The organism is Chryseobacterium paridis, assembly GCF_016595215.1.
In the GTDB taxonomy this organism is placed as follows: domain Bacteria; phylum Bacteroidota; class Bacteroidia; order Flavobacteriales; family Weeksellaceae; genus Chryseobacterium; species Chryseobacterium paridis.
The window spans coordinates 78,571-102,788 of record NZ_JAENHK010000008.1 but is presented as its reverse complement, the minus strand read 5'-3'; the positions used below and the strand labels follow the sequence as shown (position 1 = coordinate 102,788).

The 24,218-nt window shown below is 34.2% G+C and carries 29 protein-coding genes and 1 riboswitch; of the genes, 13 read left to right on the top strand and 16 right to left on the bottom strand.

The window, feature by feature from the left end; all coding sequences use genetic code 11:
* The first annotated feature begins 64 nt into the window (after positions 1-64).
* Positions 65-505 carry a hypothetical protein gene (locus JHL15_RS09020; RefSeq protein WP_200245194.1) on the top strand — a complete coding sequence of 147 codons (441 nt, stop codon included), beginning with the start codon at positions 65-67 and terminating at the stop codon, positions 503-505.
* 50 nt (positions 506-555) lie between these two features.
* Here JHL15_RS09020 and JHL15_RS09015 read toward each other — a convergent pair whose 3' ends face one another.
* Complete coding sequence (locus tag JHL15_RS09015) at positions 556-1,833, bottom strand: replication-associated recombination protein A (RefSeq protein WP_200245192.1); 1,278 nt, start codon at positions 1,831-1,833, stop codon at positions 556-558.
* Between the two features lie 124 nt (positions 1,834-1,957).
* Here JHL15_RS09015 and yidD point away from each other — a divergent pair, with 124 nt between their 5' ends.
* Together yidD and lgt are read left to right on the top strand one after the other, a co-directional pair.
* On the top strand, positions 1,958-2,176 hold the full coding sequence (gene yidD / locus JHL15_RS09010) for a membrane protein insertion efficiency factor YidD (RefSeq protein ID WP_394369182.1): 219 nt from the start codon (positions 1,958-1,960) through the stop codon (positions 2,174-2,176).
* A gap of 432 nt (positions 2,177-2,608) precedes the next feature.
* Positions 2,609-3,475 (top strand): prolipoprotein diacylglyceryl transferase, encoded by an 867-nt coding sequence (lgt, locus tag JHL15_RS21200; protein WP_262895625.1) that lies wholly within the window; start codon positions 2,609-2,611, stop codon positions 3,473-3,475.
* An 89-nt stretch (positions 3,476-3,564) separates the two neighbouring features.
* Here the strand turns inward: lgt and JHL15_RS09000 are convergent, their stop codons facing one another.
* Positions 3,565-5,082, bottom strand: coding sequence for an NAD(P)H-hydrate dehydratase (locus JHL15_RS09000; RefSeq protein ID WP_200245186.1), 1,518 nt, complete (start codon positions 5,080-5,082; stop codon positions 3,565-3,567).
* A 164-nt stretch (positions 5,083-5,246) separates the two neighbouring features.
* Here JHL15_RS09000 and mscL point away from each other — a divergent pair, with 164 nt between their 5' ends.
* Positions 5,247-5,627, top strand: a complete 381-nt coding sequence (gene mscL / locus JHL15_RS08995; protein WP_200245184.1) for a large conductance mechanosensitive channel protein MscL — start codon at positions 5,247-5,249, stop codon at positions 5,625-5,627.
* 67 nt (positions 5,628-5,694) lie between these two features.
* Here mscL and JHL15_RS08990 read toward each other — a convergent pair whose 3' ends face one another.
* The 3 genes from JHL15_RS08990 to JHL15_RS08980 all read right to left on the bottom strand — a co-directional run bounded on the left by JHL15_RS08990 (position 5,695) and on the right by JHL15_RS08980 (position 7,836).
* Entirely contained in the window at positions 5,695-6,654 is a 960-nt protein-coding gene (locus tag JHL15_RS08990; RefSeq protein WP_200245182.1) for a D-2-hydroxyacid dehydrogenase, read from the bottom strand.
* A 94-nt stretch (positions 6,655-6,748) separates the two neighbouring features.
* Positions 6,749-7,153, bottom strand: a complete 405-nt coding sequence (locus JHL15_RS08985; RefSeq protein ID WP_200245430.1) for an LNS2 domain-containing protein — start codon at positions 7,151-7,153, stop codon at positions 6,749-6,751.
* A 266-nt stretch (positions 7,154-7,419) separates the two neighbouring features.
* Entirely contained in the window at positions 7,420-7,836 is a 417-nt protein-coding gene (locus tag JHL15_RS08980) for a carboxymuconolactone decarboxylase family protein (RefSeq protein WP_200245180.1), read from the bottom strand.
* Positions 7,837-7,897: 61 nt separating this feature from the next.
* Here JHL15_RS08980 and JHL15_RS08975 point away from each other — a divergent pair, with 61 nt between their 5' ends.
* From JHL15_RS08975 to gcvT, 4 genes are all read left to right on the top strand, one after another.
* Positions 7,898-8,773, top strand: coding sequence for an AraC family transcriptional regulator (locus JHL15_RS08975; protein WP_200245179.1), 876 nt, complete (start codon positions 7,898-7,900; stop codon positions 8,771-8,773).
* A 113-nt stretch (positions 8,774-8,886) separates the two neighbouring features.
* On the top strand, positions 8,887-9,396 hold the full coding sequence (idi, locus tag JHL15_RS08970) for an isopentenyl-diphosphate Delta-isomerase (RefSeq protein ID WP_200245178.1): 510 nt from the start codon (positions 8,887-8,889) through the stop codon (positions 9,394-9,396).
* The gene (locus tag JHL15_RS08965) at positions 9,397-9,867 is read left to right on the top strand and encodes a hypothetical protein (protein WP_200245177.1); all 471 of its coding nucleotides are present in this window, start codon (positions 9,397-9,399) and stop codon (positions 9,865-9,867) included. It abuts the gene before it with no gap.
* A gap of 11 nt (positions 9,868-9,878) precedes the next feature.
* Complete coding sequence (gcvT, locus tag JHL15_RS08960; protein WP_200245176.1) at positions 9,879-10,955, top strand: glycine cleavage system aminomethyltransferase GcvT; 1,077 nt, start codon at positions 9,879-9,881, stop codon at positions 10,953-10,955.
* A 90-nt stretch (positions 10,956-11,045) separates the two neighbouring features.
* Here gcvT and JHL15_RS08955 read toward each other — a convergent pair whose 3' ends face one another.
* The 5 genes from JHL15_RS08955 to JHL15_RS08935 form a co-directional block, all read right to left on the bottom strand.
* On the bottom strand, positions 11,046-11,522 hold the full coding sequence (locus tag JHL15_RS08955; protein ID WP_200245175.1) for a DoxX family protein: 477 nt from the start codon (positions 11,520-11,522) through the stop codon (positions 11,046-11,048).
* Between the two features lie 52 nt (positions 11,523-11,574).
* Positions 11,575-12,099, bottom strand: a complete 525-nt coding sequence (locus tag JHL15_RS08950; protein WP_449508518.1) for a Crp/Fnr family transcriptional regulator — start codon at positions 12,097-12,099, stop codon at positions 11,575-11,577.
* A 169-nt stretch (positions 12,100-12,268) separates the two neighbouring features.
* Positions 12,269-12,454, bottom strand: coding sequence for a hypothetical protein (locus tag JHL15_RS08945; protein WP_200245173.1), 186 nt, complete (start codon positions 12,452-12,454; stop codon positions 12,269-12,271).
* Between the two features lie 157 nt (positions 12,455-12,611).
* Complete coding sequence (locus tag JHL15_RS08940; protein ID WP_200245172.1) at positions 12,612-13,337, bottom strand: hypothetical protein; 726 nt, start codon at positions 13,335-13,337, stop codon at positions 12,612-12,614.
* A 295-nt stretch (positions 13,338-13,632) separates the two neighbouring features.
* Positions 13,633-13,986 (bottom strand): arsenate reductase family protein, encoded by a 354-nt coding sequence (locus JHL15_RS08935; protein ID WP_200245171.1) that lies wholly within the window; start codon positions 13,984-13,986, stop codon positions 13,633-13,635.
* 116 nt (positions 13,987-14,102) lie between these two features.
* On the opposite strand from JHL15_RS08935, the gene JHL15_RS08930 reads away from it, so the two are divergent.
* The 5 genes from JHL15_RS08930 to JHL15_RS08910 all read left to right on the top strand — a co-directional run bounded on the left by JHL15_RS08930 (position 14,103) and on the right by JHL15_RS08910 (position 19,159).
* Entirely contained in the window at positions 14,103-14,570 is a 468-nt protein-coding gene (locus tag JHL15_RS08930; RefSeq protein WP_200245170.1) for an acyl-CoA thioesterase, read from the top strand.
* Between the two features lie 119 nt (positions 14,571-14,689).
* Positions 14,690-15,523, top strand: coding sequence for a GLPGLI family protein (locus JHL15_RS08925; protein ID WP_200245169.1), 834 nt, complete (start codon positions 14,690-14,692; stop codon positions 15,521-15,523).
* A 20-nt stretch (positions 15,524-15,543) separates the two neighbouring features.
* Positions 15,544-15,611: riboswitch (Fluoride riboswitch) on the top strand.
* A gap of 30 nt (positions 15,612-15,641) precedes the next feature.
* Positions 15,642-16,946: a voltage-gated chloride channel family protein gene (locus JHL15_RS08920; protein ID WP_200245168.1), complete on the top strand. Its 1,305-nt coding sequence runs from the start codon at positions 15,642-15,644 to the stop codon at positions 16,944-16,946.
* Positions 16,947-17,010: 64 nt separating this feature from the next.
* On the top strand, positions 17,011-17,889 hold the full coding sequence (locus tag JHL15_RS08915; RefSeq protein WP_200245167.1) for a LysR family transcriptional regulator: 879 nt from the start codon (positions 17,011-17,013) through the stop codon (positions 17,887-17,889).
* Between the two features lie 313 nt (positions 17,890-18,202).
* Entirely contained in the window at positions 18,203-19,159 is a 957-nt protein-coding gene (locus JHL15_RS08910; RefSeq protein ID WP_200245165.1) for a YeiH family protein, read from the top strand.
* 80 nt (positions 19,160-19,239) lie between these two features.
* Here JHL15_RS08910 and JHL15_RS08905 read toward each other — a convergent pair whose 3' ends face one another.
* The 6 genes from JHL15_RS08905 to porT form a co-directional block, all read right to left on the bottom strand.
* Positions 19,240-19,428, bottom strand: coding sequence for a hypothetical protein (locus tag JHL15_RS08905; protein WP_200245164.1), 189 nt, complete (start codon positions 19,426-19,428; stop codon positions 19,240-19,242).
* Positions 19,429-19,596: 168 nt separating this feature from the next.
* Positions 19,597-20,841: an MFS transporter gene (locus tag JHL15_RS08900; RefSeq protein ID WP_200245163.1), complete on the bottom strand. Its 1,245-nt coding sequence runs from the start codon at positions 20,839-20,841 to the stop codon at positions 19,597-19,599.
* Between the two features lie 73 nt (positions 20,842-20,914).
* Complete coding sequence (rny, locus tag JHL15_RS08895) at positions 20,915-22,483, bottom strand: ribonuclease Y (RefSeq protein ID WP_200245162.1); 1,569 nt, start codon at positions 22,481-22,483, stop codon at positions 20,915-20,917.
* A 225-nt stretch (positions 22,484-22,708) separates the two neighbouring features.
* Positions 22,709-22,996 (bottom strand): cell division protein ZapA, encoded by a 288-nt coding sequence (locus JHL15_RS08890; protein ID WP_089029699.1) that lies wholly within the window; start codon positions 22,994-22,996, stop codon positions 22,709-22,711.
* The gene (locus JHL15_RS08885; RefSeq protein WP_200245161.1) at positions 22,996-23,298 is read right to left on the bottom strand and encodes a hypothetical protein; all 303 of its coding nucleotides are present in this window, start codon (positions 23,296-23,298) and stop codon (positions 22,996-22,998) included. The genes JHL15_RS08890 and JHL15_RS08885 overlap by 1 nt, the downstream gene beginning before the upstream one ends.
* Before the next feature lie 137 nt (positions 23,299-23,435).
* A complete protein-coding gene (gene porT / locus JHL15_RS08880) occupies positions 23,436-24,218 on the bottom strand; it encodes a type IX secretion/gliding motility protein PorT/SprT (protein WP_200245160.1) in 783 nt (260 codons plus the stop codon).

The window sequence follows — 24,218 nt, the reverse complement described above, 5'->3', positions numbered from 1 at the left end:
ATTTTAATTTTATAAATAATACTTATATTTAACAAGTTTTTAATAGTTACTTATTCTATAGATTATGAAAAAAATACTTTATTCTTTTTTACTCGTTTCTTCTGCTTTTCTATTTGGACAGAAGAATCCTGCAACTAAATTTGTAGTAGCAAATGATATTGTTGGAACAGCAGATATGTTCAACAATAAAAAAGATTTTGTTCAAAGTATGCATGTTTATAAAACCCCTGCAAACTTACCACAGAACCTTAAAAAGTTCGGCTATATAGCAGAAAATGGTTTTGCAGAGATTATCATTAAAAAAGGATATGAGAATCTGGATAGAATAACGGTTGCCCAACTTAATGAACAAAGCAATCTGCCTAAAGAAACTCCGATAATCATTGATGGTTATGAGTTTAATAATCCTGACACAAAGATTTATGCTGATATTTTGGCTAAATCTGAAGTAAAAGATTACAATGGTAAGAAATCATTATTTATTTCAACTTCGAAGAAATACTAATTGATCTTTAGATTATAAAATAAAAAGGATACTCAAAAGAGTATCCTTTTCTAATATTTATGATTCCATTTTTTCTTCAGTTCTTCGTAAATCTTTTTTTCCGTAGCATTATCTCCCGGTTGATATAATTTCATATCCTTAATTTCCTCAGGAAGGAAATCCTGTTCTACGAAGTTTCCTTCATAGGAATGAGCGTATTTATAATCTTTTCCATAGTTAAGATCTTTCATGAGCTTCGTAGGTGCATTTCTAAGATGAAGAGGTACTGGCAGATTTCCTGTTTGCTTCACTAAGGCCAATGCTTCATTGATCGCCATATATGTTGAATTACTTTTTGGGGAAACTGCCAGATAAACTGCTGTTTCACTCAAAATGATCCGGGATTCAGGATTACCGATCACATTAACTGCCTGAAAACAGTTATTAGCAATTACCAATGCATTTGGATTTGCCAGCCCAATATCTTCTGCTGCAAGAATAAGCATCCTTCTCGCAATAAACTTAATATCTTCACCTCCGGCAATCATTCTTGCTAACCAATATACAGCTCCATTAGGGTCACCACCCCGCATTGATTTTATGAATGCGGAAATAATATCGTAGTGCTGTTCTCCATTTTTATCATATAAAGCCATTGTTTCCTGCAGTACAGCAAGAACATCTTCATTTGAAATCTCCTTTATTTCAGAGTTTTTGTATTGGTTAAGAACAAGCTCTACGGAATTGATCAATTTTCTGCCATCCCCTCCGGAATATTGAATAAATGCTCCTTTCTCTTTTATTTTCAATTCGGTATTTTCCTCTTGATTGTATTTCTTTAAAGCAATATCAACAAGCTCTTCTAATTTTTCATAGGTTAAAGCTTTGAGAATATAAACCTGGCTTCTGGAAAGCAAAGCGGAAACCACTTCAAAACTTGGATTTTCCGTTGTAGCCCCAATTAACACGATCCATCCTTTTTCTACGGCATGCAGTAATGAGTCTTGCTGGGATTTATTGAAACGGTGAATTTCATCAATAAATAAGATAGGCGATTTTCCAGAAAATAAATTCTGTTTTTTAGCTTCATCAATAACATCCCGTACATCTTTTACACCAGAGGAAACCGCCGAGAGTTTATAAAATTTTCGCCCGGATTTTTCAGAGATAATTTCCGCTAATGTGGTCTTCCCTGTTCCTGGCGGCCCCCATAAAATAAGAGAATTCAATGTATCATTCTCTATCATTTTTCTTATGGTTCCTTTATCACCAGTAAGATGCTCTTGCCCAAGGACTTCATCCAGGGTCTTAGGTCTTAATTTTTCAGCTAAAGGGATATTTTGATTCAAGATATTTAGAATTTTTGTTTGAATGTTTCAGTTTTACAGCGCTGAAACTTATAACAAATTTAAACTAATTTTCATTTTTTTACCCTATTTTTGCATTGTTTTGAAATTAACAATCAACAAAATCATTACTTTTCCTTTGGTAATTTTAATTAAATTTTACCAATGGTTTATCTCGCCCTTACTACCTAAAAACTGCCGTTACGAACCTACATGTTCACATTATATGGTTGAATCATTACAGGTTCATGGTATTTTTAAAGGTTTTTGGCTGGGTATAAAAAGAATTTCAAAATGTCATCCCTGGGGAGGAAGCGGATATGATCCTGTTCCCCCAAAGAAATAAAAAATTCAATATAAACTATCAAAAAAAATAGAAATGAGTAATATTTTTTTCAGAATGTACCTTGTAGTATTTGCCTTGGTTACCCAATGTCTTTTTGCACAGGAGTATCCAGGCGGTCTTTCAGATGGAACTCTAAAAGTAAATGCTACTGAAATTCCCGTAAAAATCTATTCAACAACTGAAGTAGTAAATCTGGATTCGTTTGTTGACAGACCATTAAACAATGTCCTGGTAATTCTGAATAAATCCAACTTTGAAGGTAATTATTATGATTCAGGTTCTTTGATTTTAGGTAAATACAAAAATGCTAAATATCAATTTTTTGATAAACATTTCAAATTGATTGAAACCGCAGTTACTAAAGAAAATATTGAAACTTTTAAATATGCCGTAAAATCAGAGAAACTGATTACCGCCTCTGATAAAGTTGAATTGGAAACCCCGTTTAAAATATGGGATCCTTCAAACGGAATTAAATTAGGTCCGATCACATTACATTTTTATAGTTTAATGTTCATTTTTGCTTTTGGATTAGGCTATATCATCATGGCTAGAATCTTCAAAATAGACAATGTTAACATTAAATATTTAGAGCCCCTTTTCACGTGGACATTGATCGGAACCATTCTTGGTGCGAGATTGGGACACGTTATTTTCTATCAGCCGGAACTATTCAAAGAAGATTTCTGGAGTGTATTTTTACCAATCAGTACTAAAAACGGGTTGAAGTTTACAGGTTTCTCGGGACTTGCAAGTCACGGTGCTACCATTGCTTTGATCTTCACTACCCTTTATTATTCATTTAAGATCATTAAAAAGAACCCTTTCTGGGTATATGACAGAATCGGAATCGTGGTTGCTTTAGGAGGAGCATTTGTAAGAATGGGTAACTTTTTCAATTCTGAGATCGTAGGAAAGCCTGTTGATCCTAATTCACCATTTGCTTTACTTTTCCCACAACAAAGCAGTGAATATGGAATTACAGTTCCACGTTATCCAACACAATTATTTGAAGCATTCGGATATGTTTGTTTGTTCCTATTGCTTTGGATTTTATACAAAAAAACAGATAAAAAATACCAGCAGGGATGGTTATTCGGATTGTTCTTTATTATTCTTTGGGCTGTAAGATTCTTTGTAGAGTTTTTAAAAGAGCCTCAGGGAGACGAATTCATCCAAATTGGAGGATTGAATACCGGACAGGTGCTTTCCATTCCTTTTATGATCGCAGGGGTAGTAATTATGATAATTTCTAAGAAATTCAAAATCACTCCTGAACAAAATGAAAAACCAGACTAAACTGATCCTTTTAATATATAAAAAGCCACAATTGAATTGTGGCTTTTTTTTTGTGTCTGAACTTAATTCAGAAGTATAGTTCCTGTCGGTTATAGTTTAACAATAACCTTTCGATTCAATTTTTCAAATACGCTGCCTAATTCATCAATAAGATCGGTTGGAAGCATTGATTCCTTTGAGTATTTTTCAGCGGCATGATCACCCGCTTTTCCATGAAGCCACACTCCAAAAACAGCCGCCTCTTCTTCTGAATATCCCTGTGCCAATAATGACGTTAAAATTCCTGTCAGAGCATCTCCACTTCCCCCTTTTGCCAGGCCGGCATTTCCTGTAGTATTGTAATATACCTTTCCTTCAGGCGTTATTACCTGTGTATGATGATCTTTCAAGATAATGTAGATCTGATATTCACGAGCTTTTTCACGAGCCAATTCTAATCTTGTAAAAGAATTCTCTGTTGCTCCAAATAATCTTTCAAATTCTTTTGGATGTGGAGTAATAATCGTCTTTTCAGGAATAAGTTTTATATTCTTCTTATTATCTGAAATCATATTTAAAGCATCCGCATCCAAAACCAATTGTTTTGAATAGTCTTTTAAAAATTGAAAAACAACTTTCTGCGTTTCAGGATTCGTTCCCAATCCCGGACCTATACCATATACCGAGCTTTCATCAATCTCTAAATGATTTACATATTGATCTCCACCTTTTATAAACATTGCTTCCGGACATGAAGCCTGGAGAATAGTATAACCACATTCCGGAGAAAGGCTAAAGGTAAGACCTGCACCTGTCTTTAATGCAGCTTTTGTTGAAAGAACTGCTGCTCCTATTTTTCCATAACTACCGGCAACAATAGTCACTTTACCATAAGTTCCTTTATGAGAAAAATCTTCTCTTGGTTTAAATATTTTCCTGATTAATTCATCATCAGTAGTGAAATAAGAGGTTTCGGTGGTAGCGATAAACTCCTTATTTAAATCAATATCTAAAATTTCAACTTTTCCGGTAAACTTTCCACTTTCAGGATGTAGAAAGCTTTTCTTCCAAAACTGAAAACTCAATGTATAATCTGCTTTAAAAATAGCTGCTTGATCATCAGTGATCTGATCTGCAAATAGCCCGGAAGGTACATCTATGGAGATCTTAACGGCATCAATAGCATTCAAATATTCAATAACATTCTTATGTTCTCCATCAAGAACTCTTGATAATCCTATCCCGAAAAGCGCATCAATGATGACCGTATCATGATCAAAGCTATATTGATCCACTTCATTGAATTTATAAATTGAAATTCCGGATACCACTTCTATTCTTTCGAAATTGATCTGTGCATCGTCTGAAAATTTTGATTTTGGACTACTGACAAAGACATCTACATCAAACCCTTCTGTATGCAGTAGTCTTGCGATGGCAAATCCATCACCACCATTATTCCCAGTACCACAAAAAACAACAAACTTTCGATGATTTTTACAATGTTCTGATATCCAGTGTACACATGATTGAGCGGCACGCTCCATTAGTTTTATAGAAGAAATCTGATCATTCGATATGGTGTATTGATCACATTCTTTTATTTGCTCCTTCGTAAATATTTTCATTTCATATTAGTATTCGACTAATTTATAATATTTTTTACTAACGCAAAGAGCGTTATGCAACATTCATTTTATTTAAAAAGAATATAAATAAATCTCCCACAAGGGCGAAAAAAATAACAATTTTAGTTATATTTGTGTAATACACAACATTAAAAAAATAAATTATGGGGTTTTTAAAAGAATTTAAAGAATTCGCAGTCAAAGGCAATGTCATTGATCTTGCAGTAGGGGTAATCATTGGAGCAGCTTTTGGAAAGATTGTTTCATCATTTGTAGAAGATGTTATTACACCACTTTTACTTAATCCTGCTTTAAAAGCTGCAGGGGCAGAAAATATCAAAACGTTAGTCTGGAATGGTGTTACTTATGGTAACTTTTTAGCTGCGGTAATTAACTTTTTATGTATTGCCCTGGTTTTATTTATGATGATAAAAGGGATTAACAAAGTATCTAAAGCAAAAGAAGAACCAGCTCCGGCAGGGCCAACTGATGACCAGAAATTATTAATGGAAATCAGAGATTTGCTAAAAAGTAAAAATATCTAAGCATACTATATTACTAAAAACCACCTCAATTGAGGTGGTTTTTTTATTTTAATATTTGCTCAGTATATTAGTGAATCTGTAATATACTTGAAATTTGTTCTGCTAATGAAAGACCAATTCTATCCTGAGCTTCCAATGTAGACGCTCCAGTATGTGGAGTCAACGAAATCTTCGAGTGACTAAGGATTTCTTTGGAAGGAGCCGGCTCATTAATGAAAACATCCAATCCAGCAAATCTTACTTTTCCGGCATCTAATGCTTCAATTAAAGCAGCTTCATCAATCACACCTCCTCTTGAACAGTTTACGATTGCAACTCCATCTTTCATGATTTCGAATTCATTCTTTCCAATCATGTATCCTTCTTTTTGAGCAGGAACGTGAAGTGTTATAAAGTCTGAATGTTTCAAAACTTCCTGTAAAGGTTCAGTTTCTATATCTACATTGATAAACTGGTTATTGTAGAATTTAACCTTAATACTTGCTCTTCCTACATTATTATCTGCAGCAACTACTCTCATCCCAAGACCTAAAGCAATTCTTGCTACCTCCTGCCCGATTCTTCCCATCCCAACGATTCCGATGGTTTTACCTCTTAATTCTATTCCTTTTGCATATGCTTTTTTAAGACCTGCAAATTCAGTGTCACCTACTAAAGGCATCTTTCTGTTAGAATCCTGTAAAAATCTAGCTCCCGAAAACAAATGTGCAAATACCAATTCAGCAACTGATTCCGAAGAAGCAGAAGGAGTATTGATCACATGAATTCCTTTTTCCCTTGCATAATCTACGTCAATATTATCCATACCAACTCCACCCCTACCAATAATTTCGATGGATGGGCAGTTATCGATAATATCTTTCCTTACCTGCGTAGCACTACGAACAAGTAAAGTGCGGATCTTATGCTCATTAATGTAATCTACTAAAAATTCCTGTGGAACTTTTGCTGTGATTACCTCAAACCCCTTTTCAGTCAATGCATCAATTCCAGATTGATCCAGACCGTCATTTGCTAAAATTTTCATAAATACAGTATATATTTAAAAATTAAAAGATTTAAAAATTAAAAATCCAGTGTAGCACTTTCATTGTTTAATCTTTAAATCCTTGAATTATGTTTTAATCTTCTTTGAAAACTTCGATGGTAACTTGTTTCTCTACCAAATCTGTAAATTTCCCCTTATATCTTGTAGCTCGTACCAGGTGGTTATCAATCCAGTGATAATTTCCACCTCTTGGCTTTCCACACAAAACACTGTGGTATTTAAACCCGTGCTTATCCAGCCAATCTATTGTAATCTGTTTTAAATTTTCAGTTCGTGAAGTGAAAAAACAAATCTGATGCCCTTCATCGTACCATTTGTTTATTGTTTCCAAAGCATCCGGGTAAGGTTCACAGGTAACCATTCTTTCAGGCTCTTCGTTCGGAACATCATCTGTAATTGTTCCATCAATATCTATTAAGTAGTTTTTTACTCCGTCCTTAAGTATTGGACTTATGTGCTCGATATATTCTAACTCCATCATAAAAATTTGAATTGCAAAGTTACGATTTTTGGAGCGAAAGGAGTTGTTAAACTTCGTTTATGTTAAAAATTTACTATTAAAAACTATAATTCATTAATAAATTAAATAATTAATTCATCAGTTTTACAATTATGATTGAAAATTTTCCGTTTTAATTCCATTTAATTATTAAAATTCATTTCATGGTTATATTAAATTCTGATAAACTACCGAAAGATGTATGTTATCAATAATCTGCTACTTCATAATTTTTAAAAATTGTTTCAGAACTTCTCACCCAAACTAATTCGCAACCGATTTAAAGCATTCATAAGGGAAATACTGGAAGTAAGTTCTACAATTTCTCTTTCCGAAAATTCTGATTGTAGTTCCTCAAGCAAATCATCAATGTCTTCCGTCAAATTTGTGATAGCATCAGCCCATTTTAAAACCAGAACCTGTTTATCATTAAATGATACAGAATGTTTATATCCGGGAATTTTATCAATTAAAGATTGCTCTAATCCCATATCTCTTAACTCCTGTGAGTGAAAACTACAACAATATGCACATCCATTTAATTGAGATATTCTCAACTCAGCCAATGCAATAAGCTGATTATCGATCCCTGATTTTCTAATGCTTGAATGGGCCTGATATAAATACCCTACTGTCTGTTTTGCTATACTTTTATAATCCATCTTTTTTTTTGACAAAATTATATTGTACCCAGTGATTGCAAAGAGTATAAAAAAAGGAACATTGAGTATAAATAAAAGATTTACTTTTGTAATATCTAATGAGGTTGAGATGGATCATATACGTGAGCTTATTGAGATAGAAATAACAGAATTATCAGAATGGAAAGACAGGTTTCGTAAAAACAGTTTTTTCGAGCTCGTATTTATCCTCAATGGAAAAGGCATACAGAGCGTAGAATATAGGACACAAAATTATGAACCCAACGATTTCTTTCTCTTACCTTATTCAAAATGTCACGCCTATGAAATCATAGAACCTACAAAGTTTCTGTTCATAAGATTTACAGAACACTATTTTAAAAACCTTAAAAACACGAATATTAATTATTCCCAGTGGTACAGTAAACTCAATTACATTATCGGTTTTTATGATTTCACCACAGGATTTGTATTTCATAATCATAAAGAAAAAGATCAGGTAAGAAGATTACTAGAAATCATTCTAAATGAAAAAGATCAGAGCGAAGTGTATTCAGAAATGTTAATTGCTAATGCATTATCCTCAATACTCACCATTATCAGTTCAAAGCTTATCAATACAAAAGAAAAGGGTGATAACAAGTTTCCTGAAATCATTCAACATATCAATCAGAACATTGTAAATGAGGACCAGCTATCTATCGCTTATCTTTCTGAAAAATTTAATATTTCCAATAGTTATTTTAGTGAATACTTTAGACGAAATTCAGATGAACCACTAAAAGAATATATTCAGAAAACAAAATTGCAAATAGCAATCAACAGAATACAATATACCCAGGCTCCTTTGCAGGAAATCGCCTGGAGTTTAGGTTTTACGGATGGAAGCCATTTGAATAAAACGTTGAAAAAGTATTTCGCACTCTCCTCATCTGCATTAAGAAAAGAGAAAAAGTGACACCTACAAAATAAAACCATCTCTATTTCAATGTTTTACATTTCCAATGAACATCTATATGATGTTTTACCAAAAATTTCCAAAATACATTTATTAGACTTACATTTGTAGGAATGGAAGAATTGGTAGTCTTAGTAAATCCCGAAGATGATGTTTTAGGTTTGATGGAAAAACAGCAGGCACACATAAATGGCTTGTTACATCGTGCTTTTTCCATATTTTTATTTAATGACGAAGGTAAAATGCTTTTGCAAAAAAGAGCATCAGAAAAATACCATTCTCCCAGCCAGTGGACCAATGCAGTCTGCTCACATCCAAGAAATGGTGAAAGCTATCTGGATGGCGCGAAACGAAGATTAAAGGAAGAATTGGGAATAGAAACTGAGCTTTCAGAAAAATTCAATTTTATATATAAAGCTGATGTAGGAGGCGGACTCTGGGAACACGAATTGGATCATGTATTTGTAGGAAGCTATGATGCAGATTTCAATTTAAATAAAGAAGAAGTTGAAGAAGTAAGATATATTTCCATGGAGGATCTGGATAAAGAGATCTCAGAAAACCCTTCAAATTTCACAGAATGGTTTAAGATCATTCTGGAAGAATACAAACACCATTTTTAGATGAAAAAGAATCTGATAGCAGTATTAACATTTTTACTAGGCTTTTTCCCATTTGCTCAGAAAGCAAAAATCTATGAAAGCGCTAACTACTCAATCAATGTTCCCGAAGGATGGAAATCTACCAATGATGAAGATATTGTAAATATTTTCCCAAGCAACGAAATTGGAGCCATTACCATTTCAGAGTACCATGACCTGAATCTTCCAAAAGAAGAAACAAAAAAATTCATCCTCGCTCTTTACAAATCCAATGAAGAGGAAGCTAAGGTAAAATCAAGTAAAGGCAAGAAAGGATACACGGAATACTTTTACGAGTATTTTGATGAACATGATAAACTTTTCTGGATTACCAAAGTTTATCAAAAGGAAAAGAACCTGTTCATTATCTCCATCAATTGTGGACAAAAATACTGGAACGGTAACTATATGAACCTTTTCAACGAAACTTTTAATAGTTTTAAAATAAAGTAATAGAAATAAATATGAAGAAAACAGCCTTGTACGACAAACACGTTTCTTTGGGAGCGAAAATAGTACCATTCGCAGGCTTTGAAATGCCTGTACAATATTCCGGAGTTACGGAAGAACATTTTGCAGTAAGAGAAAAAGCAGGATTATTCGACGTTTCTCACATGGGACAATTTTTCATTGAAGGTCCCGGATCTAAAGAGCTTTTACAATTTGTTACAACGAACAATGTAGATGCTTTAGAAAAAGGAAAAGCTCAATACTCTTGTCTTCCTAACGAAAACGGAGGGATTGTAGATGACCTTATCGTTTATCAAATGGATGATGAAAAATATTTCGTGGTTGTAAATGCCTCAAATATTGAGAAGGACTGGAATCATATTTCAAAATACAACACTTTTGGTGCTAAAATGACGAATGCTTCTGACGACATGTCTCTTTTAGCAATTCAGGGTCCGAATGCTACAGCAATTCTTCAAAAGTTAACTGACGTAAATCTATCTGAGATTCCTTATTATAACTTTACAGTAGGATCTGTAGCAGGAATTAATGACGTTATTATATCTAATACAGGATACACTGGAAGTGGAGGATTTGAAATCTATTTCAAGAATGAAAATGCAGTAGTACTTTGGGATGCAATAATCGCAGCTGGAGAGGCGGAAGGTATCATACCTTGTGGATTAGCTGCAAGAGATACTTTAAGACTTGAAAAAGGATTCTGCCTGTACGGAAATGATATTGACGATACGACATCTCCTATTGAAGCTGGATTAGGATGGATTACAAAATTTGATAAAGATTTCGTTTCTAAAGATACTTTTGCTAAACAAAAAGAAGAAGGAGTTACCAGAAAACTGGTTGCTTTCGAACTTCAGGATAAAGGAGTACCAAGACACGATTATCCAGTGGTAGATGCTGAAGGAAATGTAATCGGAAAAGTAACTTCCGGAACACAGTCGCCTATGAAAAAGATCGGATTAGGATTAGCTTATGTAGCTAAGCCTCACTTCAAACTGGGTTCTGAAATTTTTATTCAGGTTAGAAATAAAAATATTCCTGCAAAAGTGGTGAAAGCTCCTTTTGTATAATAAAAATATCATATACATGAAAAAGGTTGTCTATTCGACAACCTTTTTTCTTACTCACAAGCGTGGCAAAGTGTTATGATCACACCAACTTTAGTATTGCTTCAAATCTTTTTTGATATAAGTTTTAATACAGGAAAAATAAACCCACAAAATAAATACAATTTGCAGTGGTATTCTGTACCAGAGGTAATTGATTCCATTTCCATCATACGTAGCATTCTTTAGATTTAGACCTTTCGAGGCAGCAAGTATATTGGCAGGTAATATCAGGATAAAAAATACAATCAACAGCCACCCTATGGTCTTTTGATATTTCGGTATTAATATTCCTATTGCTGCAAGCATTTCTAAAACTCCCGTTCCATAGACAATTTCCTCTTTATAGGGTATAAAATCAGGAAGCATAAGACTCATTCCTTTACAAAAAACAAAATGAGCAATTCCTGCAGTGATCAGCATGATTGACATGGCAATCCGCGCAGAGATAGCATATTGGTATTCTCTGTCTTTTATTTTAAAAATAATAAGGGAGAGAATAGATACAATTGGTAAAACAGCTTCTGGCATTTCTTTTTTTACAAAGTTCCAATATCAGCTGTTGCCAAACAATGAACCTATGTTAAAAAATTTGACGTCGAATCCTGCTTAATGCCTGAGGAGTAATTCCAATATAAGAGGCTATGTACTTCAACGGAATCTGCTTTACAATATGAGGCTGTTCCGAAAATAAATTCAGATACCTTTGTTCCGCAGTCTCTGTTAACAGTGAGATTTCCCGTTTCAGATTTTCCAGATAAAGCCCTTCGCTTGCTAATCTTCCAATGGTATTCCCTATTTCAGTTTCAGCATAAATAGTGCGTAAGTCTTCATGAGATATTCTCCAAAGGATAGTTTCTTCCAGTGCCTGGATATTATAAATACAGGGTTTTCTGGTAAGAAAAGAATCATAAGCGCTTACAAACTCTCCGGCAAATGAAAAGGAAAAGGTGAAATCATCATCCCTATCAAGAAAGAAACGTACAGTTCCTTTTTCTATAAAAGAAAGATAATTTTCGGTCTCTCTACTTTTGATAAGAAATTGTTTTTTAGAAAACTTTTGCCTTATCAGCTTTTCAGAAAAAAGCTCCCAATCTCTGTCTGACATTGAAACTGATTTTTCAAAATATTTCCGGATTTCTTCCATGATTCACCATTCTTTACTTTATACAATATTTAGAATTTAATTTATAAGTGATAAATATAAATTCTCTTGAGCGATATACTAAATAATGTACAAATATTACTAAAATATTTTGTTTTCTCTTTTTCTTTTCTTATAAGCAAATACAGCAGAGTCTTCGATCTGGTGTACAAACATCACCTACTCCTGGGGTGTTTGAAACTACCCCGCCAGCTCCGCCACATAAAAAATTACAATTAACAATTGGTCTGGCTCCGCCATTCACTTGTTTTAAGTCTGTCCTGCTTAGGCTTCTCATTTTTTGAAGATTTTTAATCATAATATTAGTTTTTGGTATCAACAAATATAGAAATTTCTGATACACCAAATCACAATTATCAAAAAAACATTCACCATAAACAACTGGAATAAAGATACTTAATACACAACATCAATGATCTCAACACCAATAAAACAGTTTAATCTGAAGACTATATTTAAGTGGGGCTACCTTCCATCCATCTTCTCATCTGCACTCTATGAGCCGGTGTTTCCTCTACACCTCCTGCCAGAACATCCAGGACTTTATCCCACAAGCTTTTTTTCTTAGATTGAGATTCTTTCAATTCATTATAAGCCTGCAGGTATTCTTTTTCATATTGATAAGCTTCATCGTCCGAATAATTCCAGGGAATATGCTTCAGAATATCCATTGTCAGCATATCAATCTCTTCAGGCTTTAAAGCTTCCATCATCGCTAATTTCAGCTTATACGTTTCAGCTATTGATAGAATTTTATTGACATGTAAGGAAATAATCTGCCAGATATCCTCCCACTTTTGAAGGTTTTCTGAAACAAAAATTGTATTTCCTATCTTTTTCAATTCTAGTAAGCTATTCATCACGATATTCTTGTAGTGACTATGGGTCTCCCACATTTCTGAAAGGTTTGAGCAATCTTTATTTTTGAATTTTTCTTCGAGACTTTGCAGAATTCCAAGCAAAACAGTGGTGTTTTCCATTACTTCAGCCTTTTCATTGACCCATAAATTAATGATAAGGTTATCATTAGAAGCAATAATCAGTTTTCCCGCTTCAGCGATCTGCTGAGTTGCTTTTTCGTTGCATTCTTTAATTTCCAGATTGGTCGCTTTAATATCTGTACTTAATTTTCTTAAGCTTTGGACAGCCTTTATCACTGGATTAAAATCTTTTTCCATCATAATTTTGTTTTTATTATCTATCGTATATGTGTTTTTATTAACTATGGATGAAAAATCTATATTGAATTCTTTGGAAATTTGGGAATTAAGAAAACAAGGACTTTCTTCATCATTGCTAACATACAAAAAAATCAAAAATCAAAATTTTAATTAAAATTCTACTAGAAATAAAATATCCGGTAAAACCTACCGGATATTTAAAGTTCACATTCAATTTATATCTTAAGATAATTCTATATCATGATATAAATCTATCTTCATTTGAAATTTTTAAGTCCCTATTTTTTCGAAAGAATTAATCTATTCCAAAGAACTTCTTCAGATGATCAACATTATTTTTATCATTACCAACGAAAATTTCTTTATCTGTAATAAAAACCGGACGTTTTAAAAAAGTATAATGATCTAATAATAAATTTTTGAAATCTTCTTCCTTAAGTGATTTCACATCCAAACCTCTTAACTTGATCTGTGTTGATTTTTTGCTGAATAATGCTTCATAAGATTTTGTCTTTTTATACATTTCAGCCAACTCTTTTTCTGTAATCGGTTCTTTTTTAATCTCACGGAGTTCCCAACCTGTAAGGTCAAACTGTGCTAATATTTTTCTGCATGTATCACAGGTATTGAGATGGAATACTTTTTTCATCTTTCATTATCATTTTAAGTTATTCTAAAAGCTTCTTGTAAGCTTTCATCCTCCAAAATTATGATTTAATCTATGATTTTGAAAATTATTAAATATCTTTATTCAAATTTTATACAATGCAGAATAAGCCAATTACGTTTCAGTTTATCTCGGAACCGTCGGATGTTAATTATGGAGGAAATGTTCACGGAGGAAGCGTGATGAAATGGATAGACCAGGCAGGCTATGCTTGTGCAACTACCTGGAGTGGAAATTATTCAGTGACTGTGTATGTCGGGGGAATTCGATTTTATGAGCCCATTAAAATAGGGGAAATCGTAAAAGTAGAGGCACAGGTAATCTATACAGGCTCTTCCAGTATGCATATTTCAATCAATGTATTTTCCAGGAATCTTAAACAACCTACTTTTGATAAGAAAACACATTGTATCATTGTTTTTGTAGCCGTGGATGAAAATGGAAAAAAACTTCCGGTTCCAAAATGGATTCCTGAGACTGAAGAAGAAAAACAGCAGGAACAGTATGCAAAAAGACTGATGGAACTGAGAACTCAAATTGAAGATGAGATGAAGCCTTTTTTATAGAATGTGGTTTGAGGTTCGGGGTTTGAGATGTCAGATTCGCTATATCAAGATGAAAGACAGATGTAAATATTTGACATAAATAGACAACCAACATAGAACAAAAATATATATCCAATGCTATGAAAAGTATCTTTACAATAACCGCTTTGTTTACCATTTGTTTATTTCACTCGCAAACCCATCGTTTCATTTATGAATTGCAATATAAAATGGATTCTACTGAAACAGGGTATCAGAAGCAAAACATGATTCTGGATATCAATCCAAAAGAGGTTAAATTCTATGGTCAGGATCTGGCGATCACAGACTCTTTAAATAAGAAATTTGGTCAAAATTCCAGCTATACCGATATGTCCGGGCAGGTTGTAAAACGAAAAGTCAATTCCTTTGATAACGAGAATTTCATTAATATAAAAGCTGGATATTACTCATTTAAAACTACAGATAAGATCAATTGGAACATTTCTAATGAAGTAAAAAAGGTTGAGAATTATACATTGCAAAAAGCTACCACAAGATTTGGCGGAAGAAATTGGACCGCGTGGTTTTCTAAAGATATCCCTCTTAATGAAGGACCATTCAAGTTTCGTGGGCTGCCCGGTTTAGTTTTTGAACTGTCAGATGCAGGTAATAATTTTATTTATCATCTGGTAAAAAGTCAAAAACTGAAGGAAACCTACCCTACACAAGACTTTCTGGAGTCTAACTTTGGAAACAAAGCAGTACCTATTAATGAAAAGCAAAAGCAAAAACTGATGATGGAATTTTATAATGATCCTTTTGCTTTTGAAAGAAATACCATCAGTAAAACAGCCACCAATCTTAATATCAATATCAACGGAAAGGAAATCCGCACAGTGGATGAGCTCAATACGCAGACAAAAAGTATGCAGGAGGTCATAAAAAAATACAATAATCCTGTTGAGATCGATAAAGCAATGCGTTACAATTAACAAATATTATTTATCTTTGTAATCGAAAAGGAAATGGTGTTCTTCCTTACCCAACCGCTTTACATAAGCTGATGACGCCTGATTAATAGATTATCAACTGTAATTAATCAGGATTATTATGTCAAAAAATTCACGATCAATAGGCAAAAAAGTAGCATTTCAGTTAAGATTTTTCTTTAGAAAATTTCCGGCTGTTCCTTATATTTTAAAGTGGCTTTGCATCAGCATTATCATTGGAGGATTAGTGGGAAGCGCCTCTGCTGGATTTTTACTGTCTTTAGAATGGGCCACCAACTTCAGGGAAAATCACATCTGGCTGATTGCTTTTCTTCCGGTGGCAGGATTTTTAATCGGACTCCTCTACCATTATTTTGGAAAAAATGTTGAAGCAGGCAATAACTTGCTGATTGATAATATCCACGATCCACAGGAAACCATTCCATTTAAAATGGCTCCTTTTGTATATATTGGTACTGTAGTTACTCATTTTTTCGGTGGCTCTGCAGGCCGTGAAGGAACAGCAATACAAATGGCCGGGGCTATTTCAGATCAATTGAGTAAGCCATTTCGATTAGATAAAACTGAAAGGAAAATCTTAATCATCTCTGCTATTGCTGCGGGATTCGGTTCTGTTTTCGGAACTCCTTTAGCAGGTGCGTTATTTGGTTTAGAAGTTTTTTTAATAGGAAGGATACGCTATAATGCTATATTTCCCGCATTTGCATCAGCCATTCTTGCCGAATGGGCTACCAATTTATGGAACGTTAAACACACTCATTACCATATTGATCTTATTCCTAAACTTGAACTTCCATCCATTCTCTATAGTATTTTAGCCGGAATTGCTTTTGGAATATGTGCTGCTGCATTCAGTAAAATGATGCATTGGGCTGGAAGTATTTTTAAATCAAAAATTACATTTCCTCCATTCCGTCCTATTATTGGAGGTACTATTGTGGCTATTGCCGTATTTGCGTTAGGCACTACAAGATACATCGGATTAGGGATTCCTGTTATTCTGGAATCCTTTGAAACTCAACTTCCGCTTTATGATTTTGCTCTAAAAATGATTTTTACCATCATTACTTTATCCGCTGGATTTAAAGGTGGTGAAGTCACTCCGCTGTTCTTTATTGGAGCTACACTCGGAAGTGCCTTATCTCTTTTTATTCCACTCCCTTTTGGACTTTTGGCTGGAATGGGTTTTGTAGCAGTTTTTGCAGGAGCAACCAATACACCTTTAGCCTGTATGCTGATGGGTATAGAGCTTTTTGGAGCTGAATCCGGAATATACATCGCTATAGCCTGTATTGTTTCTTATTTGTTATCAGGACGGAATAGTATTTACACTAAGCAAAGAATTGGGGATTCAAAGCATCGCAGATATGAAAGTGACCAGGATAAAAGTTTTTCAGATCTCTGAGATTAAGATCAGTTCTTGTTTCCAATTTAATTAGATTTGTGTATCCTAAAATTAACATAACAATATGTTTGATTACAGACTCAAAGTTTTCCATACGGTTGCCTCAAGGCTTAGCTTCACAAAAGCTTCTGAAGAGCTGAATATTTCGCAGCCTGCTGTTACAAAACATATTAAAGAAATAGAAAATCAGCTCAATACTAAGCTTTTTGACAGAAAAGGTACTTCTATTCAATTAACCCGAAGTGGTGTGATACTTTATGAGTATGCTGAAAAAATACGCAATATTTACAGGGATCTTGAATTTGAAATTCATCAACTGAACTCAGAGCATAAAGGGAAATTGATTATTGGTGCCAGTACTACGGTGGCTCAATATATTCTTCCGGAGATTCTGGCAAAATTTCATTCATATTATCACGATATTAAAATTGAACTGCTAACCTATAACACGGAAACAATCTCAACACTATTAAAAGAAGGTAAAATTGATTTGGGACTGATAGAAGGGGAATCTCAATCCTCTTATTTTGACTATGAAATCTTTAAAGCAGATGAGATTGTATTGGTAGCCAAAGCCAGTCATCCATTAGTAAACAGAACCTTAAATCTGAAAGATTTATATGCGATCGATCTGATTTTCCGTGAACAGGGTTCAGGAACACAGGAGTTCATTCAAAACCGGATTATAGAAAAAGGCATTGACATTGCCAACCTGAATGTAATCATGCAGCTCGGAAGTAGTGAAAGTATTAAAAACTATCTGCTGCATTCAGAATGCATGGCTTTCCTATCAGTAAGCACTGTTTTAAATGAATTGAAAAATAACACATTAAGCATCATCGATATTAAGAATTTCAGCATTGAAAGAAACTTTCACTATATTCTTCCAAAAGGTGAGCAATCCGAACTGATTAAACTTTTCCTAAGGTTTAGTAATAGTTGAAAATTGAAAGTTGAAAATGGAAAGTTGCGAGGTTCAGGGTTTGAGATGCAGGGTGCGGGTTACGAGGTGCAGGTTGATGGTTGTGGGTTTTAAGATTTGATATTCAGATTAAGATTCACCTACAAGGTTAAGAAATAGAGGATTGTTGTTATTGACCTGTATAAAAGCAATTTCGCAATTCAGCAATTTTGCGTTTTTGCCTTATAACTCCCAATACAAATTACAAAGCCCCCTATTCCAGTTATAACCAAAAGTTATCCAATATAACAAAATACAATTTACTTTGTAATGATTAATTGTAGAATTTTGAAACATGAATTCAAGACTTTACAACATCAATGGTTTCATTCAAAATGAAAGAACAAAAAAGTTAATTTTCCTTGCATTAGGCATTATTACACTGACTCCATGGGTTTCATCCCCAATTGCTTTAGCATTAGGATTTTTATTGGTTATTTTTATAGGCAATCCTTTTGAAAAATATCTGCATCAATATATTCATTTGCTTCTACAAATCTCAATTGTCGGATTGGGTTTCGGATTAAAGCTTAATGAAGCATTACAGGCCGGAAAAACAGGCTTGATTTTAACAGTAATTAGCATTTCAACAGTAATGCTCCTTGGTTACTTTTTAGGAAAGATATTTAAACTCGACAAACCATTATGTTATTTAATTTCGGTAGGAACTGCAATTTGTGGCGGAAGTGCTATAGCTGCAACCTCTCCTATTATTAAGCCTAGTACTAAGCAGATTTCACTGGCACTGGCCATTGTTTTCACCTTAAATTCAATTGCATTATTCGTTTATCCTGCGATTGGTCATGCATTGCATCTTTCTCAGGAACAATTTGGATTATGGTGTGCTATAGGTATTCATGATACCAGTTCAGTTGTGGGAGCGGCAAGTAAATTTGGGGATGATGCTTTAAAAATAGCTACTACGGTTAAACTAGCCCGTGCTTTATGGATTATTCCGGTTTCGATTATAACCATGTTTATTTTTAAAAATAAGGAATCAAAAATTAAAATCCCCTGGTTTATCGGCTATTTCATCCTTGCTATATTATTAAATACTTATATCCCTTTATTCGATAGTTTTAGTTCAATCATTACTGCTGTCTCAAAATCAGGATTAAACCTAACACTATTCCTAATAGGATCGACCCTTTCCATACAAACTCTAAAAACAATAGGTTTAAAACCCTTAGCTGTAGCAATATTATTATGGATTACGATAAGTGTAGGAAGCCTGTTGTACATCATTCACTAAAAAGCACAAAAGCCCTTTGGATAACCAAAAGGCTTTTGCATATTAAATGTGGAAATGTTTATTTCTTGTTGAAATAGAGCTTAGATCGCTGATTGATCACAAGTATATACCTGTGGGCAAGCAATGTACTGAATGCAATATTTCGGACCTGTTACAGAACCTGAACAGCTGCATCCGCATAAAGATAAATCAGGATTACCAATACCACCTACGATATTTTTAAGTTCTCCTTTGTTTAATTTCTTAGCGTTTTTAAAAATGTTTAACATGTGATTTGATTTTGAGATTGAACAATATAGTTTAGTAATTCCAAATTTAAACAAATAATTAATATTCAGAGCATAGTTTAATAAAAAAATTCATAATTTATTTACACTGCAATAGTTATTCGTTCTACGCGACAAAAAATGATGCAATAATTTATTAAACACCTCACTCTATTCTGTAAATTCAAGGTCCTTATTATGAGTCTCCGATATGGTAAATGCCGAATAAAATGCCAGTCCAAAAACAATCAATCCTACAATGGCAGCGCTTATAATTACGGTAAAATTATGTTTAAGAAGATCAAAAGCAAGGATCATTACCGGAACCAGTCCTCTTACCATATTCGGAACCGTAGTCGTTGCTGTATTTCTGATATTGGTTCCGAACTGCTCTGCAGCCAATGTAACGAACATAGCCCAGTAACCGGTTCCCAATCCTAACCAGACGCAGAAAATATAGTATTTGGTCTCGGTATTTGTATTTCCAAATAGCATAATGACAACTCCCAATAAAGTAAAAGCAAGCATATAAAAAATAGCCATCTTCCTGGATTTTAAAAGATGCGATATAAACCCACTCATCAGGTCACCAATAGAGATGCCCACATAACCCCACATAATTGCTTTTCCCGGGTTTATTTCTTTAATCCCCATCTCTGGCGCAAATTGGTTAGCTAAAACGGCAAGAATACCTATACAGTACCAGGTGGGAAGTCCAACAGCAATACACTTCATATACCGGATGAAACGATCTTTATTGGTAAAAAAAGATAGGAAGTTGCCTTTGGAAACAGTAGTCTTATGTTCAATATTTTTATAGATCCCCGATTCGGAAACACTGATTCTTAAAAATAAAAGCATAATACCCAAAACACCACCAATGATATAGGAAATGTTCCAGCTCCCGGCAAGCTCAACCGTTAATTGTGCAACTACAGCACCCATTAATCCAAACCCGGCAACAACTGAGGTACCAATTGCTCTTAAACTTTTCGGAAGACTTTCAGAAACCAGGGTAATTCCCGCTCCTAACTCTCCAGCCAGTCCAATACCTGCAATAAATCTTAAACCTGCGTATTGGTATACCAAATGCTCTTTAGGAAAGTAAGGCAAGAACCCACACGCTATATTCGCTAACGAATACACTAAAATGGAACCAAAAAGAACCGATAAACGCCCTTTTTTATCTCCAAAGATGCCCCAAAAAACACCTCCGATCAGTAATCCTATCATCTGGCAATTCAAAATAAAAGTACCATCTACATCAGGGTTTAATCCCAGAGCTTTTAAACTGGGAATCCTTACAATACCAAATAAAAGAAGGTCATAAATATCAACGAAATAGCCAAGGGCGGAAATAATTACCGGAATAGAGAAAATGTACTTCAGTTTTGAAGACATGGTTAGTTCTTGCATTTTTAAATTTTGATAAAAATAAAAAACCTTTCAATTTCTTGAAAGGTTTTTATAGAATATATTTAATAAATTATTATCTCGCAATATTCACAGCTCTCGTCTCTCTGATTACTGTTACTTTTACTTGTCCAGGATATGTTAATTCATTCTGGATCTTTTCAGAAATATCGTAAGATAGCTGAGAGGCAATCTCATCATTTACTTTTCCACTTTCCACCATTACTCTTAGTTCTCTACCAGCCTGGATAGCATAAGCACTCGATACACCATCAAAGCTTAATGCAGCTGATTCAAGATCTTTCAATCTCTGAATATAAGACTCCAATACCTGGCGTCTTGCTCCCGGTCTTGCTCCTGAGATAGCATCCGCTACCTGAATGATCGGTGACAATAAAGACGTCATTTCTACTTCGTCGTGGTGAGCACCAATTGCATTGATTACTTCCGGGTTTTCACCGTATTTTTCTGCCCACTGCATTCCTAATAATGCGTGTGGAAGTTCTGATTCCTGTTCAGGAACTTTACCAATATCGTGTAAAAGACCTGCTCTCTTAGCTAGTTTTACATTTAATCCTAATTCAGCAGCCATCGTTGCAGCAATGTTAGCAACTTCTCTTGAGTGCTGTAATAGGTTTTGTCCATAAGAAGAACGGTATTTCATTCTTCCTACAATTTTGATCAATTCAGGGTGCAATCCATGAATTCCTAAATCTATAATTGTTCTTTTACCAACTTCAATAATCTCCTCTTCGATTTGTTTTCTTGTTTTTTCAACAACTTCTTCAATTCTTGCAGGGTGAATTCTCCCGTCAGTAACCAATCTGTGTAGGGATAATCTCGCGATTTCTCTTCTTACCGGATCGAAACATGAAAGTAAAATTGCTTCCGGAGTATCATCTACAATAATTTCCACTCCAGTTACCGCTTCTAAAGCACGGATATTTCTACCTTCTCTACCGATAATTCTACCTTTCACTTCATCAGATTCGATATTAAATACTGATACAGAATTTTCGATAGCTTGCTCGGTTCCAATTCTCTGAATAGTCTGAATAACTATTTTTCTCGCTTCCCCTTTAGCATTCAACTGAGCTTCTTCCATGATACTTTGAACATGAGCTTGTGCTCTGGTCTTTGCTTCAGCTTTCATGGATTCTACCAATTCAGCTTTTGCCTCTTCTGCGGTGTAGTTAGATATCTTTTCAAGGATCTCAACTTTCTTGGAAGTTACGGAATCCAATTCCTGTTGTTTTCTGTCTAAGATTTCATTTTTCTTGGCATAATCTGCAATCTGCTTATCAAGATCTTTTTCAAGTTTTCCTGTTTTACTAAGATCATCATTCAGCTTATGTTCCTTATCTTTTGTTCTCTTCTCTGCTTCCTGCATTTTCTTTTCACGAACCTGAATATCAGCATCATGTTGAGATTTCAATTCAAGGAATTTTTCTTTAGCTTGAAGATTCTTTTCTTTTTTTATGGATTCGGCTTGTACGTTAGCTTTTTCTATAAGGTTTTCAGCATTTTTCTTTGCATCATCTATAATAAATTTTCCCTTAGCATTAAGTGAGCTTTTAGAGAAAAGAATCCCTATTACCGCACCAATTACCAAGCAAATAACGCCGACTATAATGGCTGTTGTCATATATATTGAGTTTTAATTGTCTTTATAAATTAAATAAAAAAAGCCTACAATAATCCAGTGATATAGAGTAAACTCCTAATCAACACGATTTGAACTGATTTCCATTGTCTGTAATCCGGAGAACCGGCACGCCATTCAATGGACATTTGTTCGGTAATTGTTTAGCGTTGAGTTTACCTTTAATGTGTTAGAACTATTGTAGGCAGTTGTTTCAGGAAAAAAAATCTATTTCCCAATTTCATTCAGCGTTAGATTAATTTTTGCTAATCTTTCGTTGGTTGAATTTATATTTTTTTCGTAGTTGAGGGATACTACTTCCGCATTGGTTCCTAATTTAAGGGCACACATTGCTAAAGCATCTTGTTTATCTCTCACATCGAAGTTTTGTTCAAAATCTTTAATCATACTTTCAATCTGCTTCCCTACCTTACGCAAAGTCTCTTCCTCTGCGGCCGGTACGTTCAGCGGATACACTCTTCCTGCAATGTTTATGGTTATTCTTCTTACCTCCATTATAATCCACTGTTTTGAAGCTGAGCAATACAGAAATCAATTTCCTTCACCAATCGGTTGATATGGTTTTTCATTAATCTATTGTGTTCAGGATTTCCTGATATTGCTGAATAAAGTTTTATCTTTTTTTGTTCTTCTGCTAATACCTGACCTTTCTTTCTTTCTTCATCATACCTCTTCTTCAGGTCTTCATGCTCAGTATTTAATTCTGTAAATTTCTCGCTGAGATTCTGATAGTTTTTATGTAAATTCAAAATCTTTTTTTCCAGCTCTGAAAAATTGTTTTCTAAATCTTGAAGCATTTCAGGTTTTATATATTCTAACTTTAGCAAAAATATAAAAATATTGACATTAACAAAAATAAAAGACCCTATATTTTGACACGATAAACAAAAAAGGAGATGCTTTTGCATCTCCTCTATCTATTTTGAGTATATTTTTATTCAAATTTCAATACAAACATAATTGCTCTCGTTTGCAAAGTAGACATTGCAGCAGCCCAATAAGGTGGTGTATTGGCATTATCTGCAACCACTTCATTATTCATGATGAATGTTCCTCTGATTGCCGGAGTCAGTTTAAACTTGTTGAAATAAAACTGAATTCCCATTTCTGCAGACCAAGCAAAGTTATGTGTTGTCGATCTGAAAACCTGTTGTAGGTTATCATCCGTAGAAGTAGAATTAGATTGTAGGTTAACGATATAGTTTACCCCTGCAGCTACATATGGTCTGGAATTATACCATCTCTGTCCGTGAAGTTCCAGCATTACCGGAATATCTACCAAAGTAGATTTTACTTCTCTTACCTTATCCTTTTCACCCATAATAAATGGAGTAAAAGGAGGGTTTGTTAAAGTACCAGCTGCATACTGGTCATTGGATTGTGTATTAAAAGTAAGTTCCCTTTGAGCAAATTGCAAGCCTGGTTCTGCTCTTAAATCTAAATAATCGTTCAATCTCCATTTACCGATCAATCCGGCACCGAAGCTTGTACTGCTTTTAGATGTAACGAGATTCTGATTCCCATTCATACCGTATCTTGGGTTAAGTACAATACGGTAGTCTAGTATATTACCATTCAGATAAAAACCCCAACTGAATGTCTGTTGATCGAATTCCTCCAACTTATCCATTCTGTTTCGGGTTCTAAATTGCGCATCCGCAAAGATTGCAATATTTACTGAGGCTAAAACCAGTGCTTTTAATAAAAATTTATTCAT